This window comes from Methylobacterium sp. J-026 (assembly GCF_022829585.1).
In the GTDB taxonomy this organism is placed as follows: domain Bacteria; phylum Pseudomonadota; class Alphaproteobacteria; order Rhizobiales; family Beijerinckiaceae; genus Methylobacterium.
The window spans coordinates 122,469-129,693 of record NZ_JAKSYC010000117.1; the positions used below are offsets into that span (position 1 = coordinate 122,469).

Consider the following 7,225-nt stretch of genomic DNA (forward strand, 5'->3'; position numbering starts at 1 on the left):
TAGCGGAACCGGCACGCGGCGCTACCGTTTTGATTCGCATCGCGTTTTGCTGGAGACGGCGGACCGCGCTCCGGGCCGATAAGTCCGGATGCGCCAGGACCGCGGGATCAGCGCCGCCGATGAGACGCGGTGCGGCGTCGGCGGCCGTTCACCACTCGTATTCGGCGCCGACGCCGAGGCTGGTGCGGCCGTCGCTGCCCGCCTCGCCCTTCAGCTTGATCCGCCGGGTAACATCGAAATCCACCCCGACCGCGGTGTCGGCGGGTTTGGCGCCGGCCTTCACGCCGACGCTGACCCGGTCCGAGATGTAGCGCGAGGCGCCGAGCGCCGGGCCGCCGCTGGACCCCGTGGAGACGTCGAGGCTGTCGAGGCCGAGGCCCTTGCGCGCCTGCTCGAACACGTCCGGACCGGCGGCGCCGCCGGAGAGCTGGGCCACGGCCTGCGCGAGCTGCAGGGCCTGGAACGGCGACAATCCGCCCGCCGCCTTCTTGAACAGCAGACGCGACAGGATCTCGTCCTGCGGCAGCACCGGATCGGAGGTCAGGGCGAATTGCGGCGCGTCCGCCGGCCCAGTCACCGCGACGCGGGCGGTCACGTCGCCGGCCTTGGTCTCGGCGGCGAAATCGAGGTCCGGGGTTGTCAGGCTGCCCGCGAAGCTCACCCGTCCGCGGCTGAAGTCGAGACGCTGCCCGACGAGGTCGAGGCGGCCGCGCCGCATCGCGAAGGCGCCGACCGCGTTGGGGGCCAGCGAGGTGCCGGTCACCCGGAGGGCGCCGCCGAGCTCGGCATCGATGCCGCGCCCGCGCACGAAGATGCGGCTCGGGGCATCGACCGCGACGTCGAGTGTGGCGTCGAACGGCACAACGGGTTTCTTCGGTCTCCGCCCGGGCGCAGCCGCGACCCGCGGTCCGGCCCGCTGCGCCAGGCGTGCGCGCGCCTCCGGCGGCGTGTTGACGTGGCGCACCCCCGGCAGGGGCCGCACGGTCGCGGGCAGCCGGTCCGGCACGGCGACATCGATTGACGCGATGTCGACCCGGCCGGAGATCCACGGCGTCCGCGCCAGCGGGCCGGCGAGGGTGAGGTCGAGGCTCGACACGGCGGTCATCAGCGGGCTCGACACCAGTTCGGCCCTGTCGGCGAGGACGTGGAACTGACCGGGGAAATCCGGCTCCAGCGCCACGCGGCCCGTCACCGAGACGCGGCCGCCGTTGCGGGTCGCCGCGGTCAGGCGCTCGACCACGAGGCTGTCGCCCCGGCCGGTCACCCGCCCCTCGATTCCGGTAAGGCGGATGCCGTTGAGCGGATCGGTGAAGCTGCCGCCGGTCAGGGTTGCCGCGCCCTGCGCCCGCGGGGCCGCGAGCGTGCCGGTGACGCCGCCATCGATGGCGACCTTCCCGGCGACGCTCTGGCCCCCGACGCTGAGCAGGGAGTTGGCGAGTGCCGCGTCGAGAATGCCCTTGGCACGGAGGTCGAGCGCGCCGCCGGCCTCGACCGGGATCCGGCCGGCCACCGTCAGGGCGACGCCCCGCCCCGCCGTCACCCGGCCGTCGAGGCTGGCCTGCCCATCGGCCAACGTGCCCCGGGCGCTGGCATCCACCGGCGGCAGGCTCGCCTGCCGGGTCTGCGGCGCCGTGAGCTTCGAGACCGTGAGGGCGTAGCGGCCCTCCGGCCTGTCCGCCGGCCCGTGCAGGTCCGCCTCCCCGTCGAGACTCCCCGACAGGGCGAGATCCGGTGCGGCGATCCGGGCGAGGGACAGCGGCAGCGCCCGGATCGCCATGCGCAGGTCGAGGTCGCGCCCGGCCCGGCCCGTCACCGAGACCCGGCCAGAGCCCGCCGCGACGGTCAACCCGTCGATCACCGCGCCGCCGTTCCTGAGGGTGATGACGGCCGGTCCGGCCAGGGCGAAGCGGTCGCTCCCGCGGGCGGCCGAGAGAGCCTTGAGCTCGATGCGGGTGTCGTCGGCCGGGACGATGCGGGCCGCCCCGTCGAGGCCGAAGCCGCGGGCCCTGGCGGTCAGCGTGACGTCGCTGAAGGCGGGGCTGCCGTCGGCGACGAGGCGGAGGGCGTCGATCTGCTGGCCGGCGGCGAGCAGCCGGTCGGCCTCCAGGCGCCCGTCGAGGATCGGATGGGCGCGCAGGTCGCGGCCCCTCAGGTCGGCATCGAGCCGCGACAGGGCGTAGGTGCCGTAGCGCAGGCCCGCGCCGGTCGCCCGGATCGCCGCATCCTGGCGACCGCCGTCGCGGGCGAGGGTCACGGCCGCGTCGAGGCGGCCGGCCATCGGTTCCGGGGCGAGGGGCGCGATATCCTCCAGGCTGGCAGCCCGCACCGTGAGCGATCCGGCCGAAAGCCAGGTCTCGGCCGCAACCGTAGCACTGCCCGCCACCGCCACCGAGCCGAGGTTCAGTGCGAGCCGGTCGAGCGCCCAGTCGGGTCCCACGCGCGCGCCATGGGCATCGCCGGTCAGGGCCTTGCCGGCCACGGTGCCGGAGAGCCGAACGCTGCCGTCCGGCGCCAGGAGCGCATCCTTGACGAGGGCCTCGACCCGCAGGTCGCGGATCAGCTTGCCGTCGGCCGTGGCGGCGGGCGCCGTGAGCGTCGCCGCGAGGTCCGGATGCTCGAGGGAACCGGTGAGGCGCGCTTCGATGCCGGCGCGCCCGGTGAGGCGATTGTCCAGATCCGCGAGGCTCCGGAGCTCGAGGCGGCCGCCGACATCGGCCAACTCCGAGGTCGCTTCGCCCTGGAGGGTGGCGGAGAGGCCCTGCCCCTCCAGGCGCAGGTGATCGAACCCATACCCGTCGTAGGAGCGCGACACCCGCCCCAGCAGCGAAGGCGTTCGGCCGAGGACCCGGTCGGCCGCTGCGATCCCGGTCGCGAGGCCGGTCGTGGTGACGGTGAGATCGGCGGCGACGGCCTTCCGGGCCGGGTCGCCACTCAGCCGCGCCTTGGCGTCGAGGGAACCCGCGAGCCCGCGCCCGGCGATGCCGGAGAACACCGCGAGATCCGGCACAACCGCATCCAGCGTACCGGTCAGCGTGTTCTGCCCGATACGGCCGGCATAGCCGGCCCGGGCGGTCTCGGAGTCGAGCCGGAGCGTCGCGACATCGATCACCCCGTCCGGCCCGGCCGCCGCCCGGAGCGTGAGCTGTGCCCGGCTTCCCACGGCCCGCCGCAGGGCCGGATCGGCTAGCCGCAGGCCCTCGACTTTCCCGTCCGCGGCGATGGCGAAGCGCCGTGCGGTCGGATCGCCCTGCGGCGCCACGTCCAGCCGTGCCTCGATCCGATCCAGGGCGGAGTCGCGGCCGCGCAGGCCCGCCGCGTCGAGGCCGCCGCGGATGGTCGGCGCCGCGATGGGTCCCTTGAGGCTGCCGTCGAAGGTGAGCTTGGCGATCTCGGCCTCGCCCGCCCGGGTCATGCCGCCCTCAGTGGGCAGGGCGCGGGCCTCGAGGGTGAGGTCCGAGACCCGGTCCGCGGTCAGGCTGCCCCCGGCGGTGAGCTTGGCGGTCCGGGAGGTCAGGTCCAGCCGGTCGATCCGGAAGGCGCCGCTATCGGCGAAGGCGAACCCGCCCGCGAGTTGCGTGGTGCCCGCGAACACCGCGGCGGCCGGACCGGGCACCAGGCCCTCGATGCGCGCCGCGAGGTCGAGGGCGAGCCGCCGCTCGGCGCCGATCCGCGAGATCTTGGCACCGCCCTTCGCGCCGATCTCCGGACCGGCGGCGAAATCGAGCTTGGCGGCCCACGCGTCGAGCGTGCCCGTCCCGTCGAGGTCGAAATCGATCGGCGGCGTGCCGGGAATGTTGGCCGCCTTCGAGAGCAGGCCCCCGGCGGGCTCCACGAGGTTCGCCTTCAGCTCCAGGCGGTTGCCAGCCGGCACGTAGAGCAGGCTGAGCAGGAAGCGCCCGGCGGCGTCGAGGCGCTGCGCCCGGGCCGTGAGGTCCAGCCCCTCGCTCGCCGCGCCGAGCCGGGCGCGCCCCTCTGCGGACAGGCGGGCAGCCTGCCCGGCGACCGGTTCCCCGAGGACCAGTTCCGCGAGCCGGAAGCTATTGATCTCAACCTTCACGGGGAGATCCGGCAGGAGCTTGCCGTCCGGCTTGGCCTCCGGCGGGGTCGGTCCGGGGATCGGCCGCCGCAGGACCTCCAGGCGCCCGATCTCCAGGCTGTCCACCTCCAGGCGTCCCGAGAGCAGGGCCAGGCGGCGCCAGACGATGCGCGCCTTGTCGAGCTTCAGCCAGACGCCGTCGCGGTCGCTCAGGGCGACGTCCCGGATGGTGGCGTCGGATGACAGGGCGCCGTCGACCGCGCCGATCGCCACCCGCGACGACGGCGTGGACAGCGCCCGGGACAGGAGGCCGCCGAGCACGGACTTGTCGCCCGCGTCGGCGTGCGTGCGCGTCACGGTTCCGCCCAGCAGAACGGCGAGCCAGACCAGCGCGCCGATGACGCCCAGCCCCTGCCCGAGGGCGAAGACCGACCGCCGCGCTCCGTCCCGCCCGCTGCAATCCGCCATTCAGAATGCCTGCCCCAGGCTGAGATACAGGACCGCCGGACGCACATGGCCGCCCTTGTAGGGATCGAGCGGGAACGCGAGATCCGCGCGGATCGGGCCGATCCCGGTGTAGTAGCGCAGGCCGATGCCGACCGATTTTCGGATTGTCTCCTTGAAATCCGGCAGCGCGGAGGCGAAGGCCGTCCCCGCGTCGAAGAACGGCACCACGCCGATCGTGTCGGTGACCTTGATGCGGGCTTCGACGGACGCCTCCAACAGGCTGCGGCCGCCGATCGGCAGGTTGTACGGCCCGATCGGCCCGAGGGTGCGATAGGGATAGCCGCGCACGGAGCCGCCGCCGCCGGCGAAGAACCGGAAATTGTCCGGGATCTCGCCGAGCGGCGCCCCTGAGACCGAACCGAATCCGACGCGCCCGGCCAGGATGTATCGGGCCTCGTCGTCGAAGGCATAGTAGGTCGAGCCCTGCGCCTTGGCGACGAGGATGCCGGGGGATGAGATCGCCCCGGGATAGGCGGCGAGCGACGCGATCGCCCGCACCCCGCGGGTTGGATCGAGGAGGCTGTCGGTGGAATCGTAGGTCACCGAAGCCGGCACGCCGATCAGCCGGTAGTTGACGGTTCCAAGGGCATCCTTCGAGCGACCCGCCTGCCCGTCGAGCCCGATCTGGGCTGCGAACGTGTCGGAGAACCGGTGCCGGATCGCCACCGAGGCGCCGCCACCATCGACCAGATAGCTCTGCTGCACCTCGCGGGTGACGAAGGCGTTGGTCAACAGATCGTTGCGGCTGCCCCACAGGGCCGGCTGCACGTAGGTGGCCGAGAGGCGGCCGCCGAGGCCGTTGGTTCCGATCCCGGCGATCTTGCGCTGGGTGGCGAACGGGTCGTTGCCGAGGCCGAGATAGTAGATGTCGGCATCGAGGCGGAAGGTCTCGCCGCCGCCGAACAGGTTGCGGTTGGCGTAATAGGCCCGCACCCCCGGCCCGTCGACCGTTGAGTAGCGCGCCGACACGCCGACGAGGTTGCGCTCCCGCTCGCTCAGCTCGACGAACAGCGGCAGGTTGCCGTCGGGGTCGAGGGCGGCGGCTTCCCGGACGCGCACGCCGCCGATCCCCTCGATGCGGGCGACCGACCGGCGGATCGCCGCCACCGCCTGCGGTGAATACGGGTCGCCCGGCTCGGCATAGATGAAGGAGCGGATCGTGGCCGGATCGATGCCGGGGGCACCGCTCACAGCCACCGGACCGAGGCCGGCCACCGGGCCGGGATCGATCGTGAAGGTCACGTCCATGACGTGGGCCGCGTCGTCGACCACCGGGTCGCGGGCGATCGCCTTGGCGAAGGGATGCCCCCGGCCCCGGAACTGATCGACGATCCGGGCTTCGCGCGCCAGGATCGTGGCCGAACGCGCCGGACTGTCCGCGTCGACGCGCGTGATCCGCGCGGGCAGTACGTCCTCGGGGAAGGGCCGTCCCGCGGGGTCGCGGACCACGATCCGACGCACGTGATAGAGGGGGCCGAGATCCACGGCGATCCGGACCGGCACGAGCCACCGGTTGCGCCACGCCTCGGCGGCGCGAACCGCCGGGGCGGCCTGATCGGTCACCGGAGCGCTGTCGATCCGGATCGCCACGGTGCCCTGGTAATAGCCGTAGCCCGACAGGACGTCGGTGAGCTTGGGTCGGTCCGTCTCGGCCCGGCGCAGGAGCCCCTCCCCGTCCGGCGGCGGTTCCTGGCGCAGGCGATACAGCGTGGAGGAATCCTGCACCGCGCTCAGGACATCGGCATCGTCCGTGCCGGTGATGCGCAGGGCATACGGAAGGGCCGTCGCGCTCGGCGCCGGCGGTTCCGGTTCTGTGCCGAACAGGCCGAACAGGTCGAAGGCCCGCGCCGGGACCGGTCCGGCAGCCAGGAGAAACATCCCGGCGGCACCGGCCAGCACGAGCCGCGACGCGCGGCGAAGCGTGCCGGCTCGCTGGAATCGGCTGAGGGATCGGGAAAGGCGCAAACCGCGGTCTTCAGTCCCGAACGCGGTCGGCCGCGCCGCCCGTGCGGACATGCATCGCTGCTTCCCCCCAACGCCGCGCGATACGGCGTACCCCTGGAGACCTTAAGGCCAAGTCCGCCCGAGGCCAACACCGGACTCCGCGCCATCCAGGATTGTTCGTGAAGCCGGGCGGCGCTTCAGGCCGCGGAGGGCGAAGGCCAGCGCATCGATCGCGAGGCGCAGGCGCAACGGACGATGCGGTGTCCGGGACCAGAGGGCGTGGCTGTCGCACTCGCGTGTCGGCCGATCGCTCAGTACGGTGACGAGCCGTCCTGACCACCGCGTCGCGGATCCGCCAGCTTGGATGAGGGGGCGCACGCTTGATGACGGCGAGCACGCGTCTGTATGCCGGGCTGACAGCGTGGTTCGCCCTTATTGCGCGCGACAACGCAGGTGTTGTTGCGAAGATTGTCGTCACGATGGACTGACGCGCCCCTCCCCTGCAACGGCCTCTGGCTCGGAGGCGAAGCTCTCTCGCGACGGAACGAGTGGAAGCGGACATCCAGAACGCCAAACCCCCGCGGGATCTTTCGATCCGGCGGGGGTTCGGGTTGGGGCTGTGTCGTGGTGTGTTGTGTTGGTGTGTTTGGTTGCGGGGACAGGATTTGAACCTGTGACCTTCAGGTTATGAGCCTGACGAGCTACCGGGCTGCTCCACCCCGCGCCAAGGTTGTGCGG

The 7,225-nt window shown here is 72.9% G+C and carries 2 protein-coding genes and 1 tRNA gene; all 3 read right to left on the reverse strand.

From position 1 onward, the window contains the following. Positions 1-148: 148 nt before the first annotated feature. Complete coding sequence (locus MKK69_RS11850) at positions 149-4,504, reverse strand: translocation/assembly module TamB domain-containing protein (RefSeq protein ID WP_243968047.1); 4,356 nt, start codon at positions 4,502-4,504, stop codon at positions 149-151. Beyond that, entirely contained in the window at positions 4,505-6,421 is a 1,917-nt protein-coding gene (locus MKK69_RS11855; RefSeq protein WP_243968048.1) for an autotransporter assembly complex protein TamA, read from the reverse strand. Between the two features lie 713 nt (positions 6,422-7,134). Continuing rightward, positions 7,135-7,211 (reverse strand) — tRNA-Met (locus MKK69_RS11860). Positions 7,212-7,225 lie beyond the last annotated feature (14 nt).

Coding starts and splice junctions, on each gene's coding strand:
- MKK69_RS11850 (WP_243968047.1), bottom strand. CDS start 4,504: ATGGCGGATTGCAGCGGGCGGGACGGAGCGCGGCGGTCGGTCTTCGCC.
- MKK69_RS11855 (WP_243968048.1), bottom strand. CDS start 6,421: ATGTTTCTCCTGGCTGCCGGACCGGTCCCGGCGCGGGCCTTCGACCTG.